The following is a 512-nucleotide window of genomic DNA, read 5'->3' as shown; positions in this document are numbered from 1 at the left end:
TGTAATAACCTTTGATTCAAATGGTTTATCAACTGCTGCCGGGGATATATATACAGTAACATTAACAGGAGTTAAAAATATTACCTTAGCTCAAGTTTTTGGATTTAAAGATTTAACTTCTACTATTACTTGGGATAATATAGGAGACGATAATATTGTATCATTAAATGAAAAATCTTCATATACACTTTCTGGTACAATCTCAAATCCTTCTAATTTAACAGGATTGCAAATAACTTCTATTGTATTTAGAAATATAGATACAGGACAAGAAATAACAGTAAATAGTAACTTACCAATGATAAATACAACAGGGGATTGGTCTTTAAATAGTACAAATATGCCTGATTTAGCCGATGGAAGATATACGGTTACAACAAATTATACTGCTAATGGAGGATATACTAAATCTATTGATTTAGCTAAACCAGTTGTGGTTGATACTAAACCAACTATTACTATTAAAACAGGTGAAGATGAATATATTAATAACGCTGAAAGTAGTGTAAACT

The 512-nt window shown here is 29.1% G+C and carries 1 protein-coding gene; it reads left to right on the top strand.

Translation table 11 applies throughout. The features are described from left to right. The coding region (locus GBG18_RS15470) for a hypothetical protein (RefSeq protein ID WP_193311193.1) at nucleotides 1-512 on the top strand (512 nt) is incomplete at both ends.

Source organism: Poseidonibacter ostreae (assembly GCF_009208075.1).
GTDB lineage: Bacteria > Campylobacterota > Campylobacteria > Campylobacterales > Arcobacteraceae > Poseidonibacter > Poseidonibacter ostreae.
The sequence above is the reverse complement of the archived record's forward strand: the minus strand, read 5'-3'. Positions and strand labels throughout refer to the sequence as shown.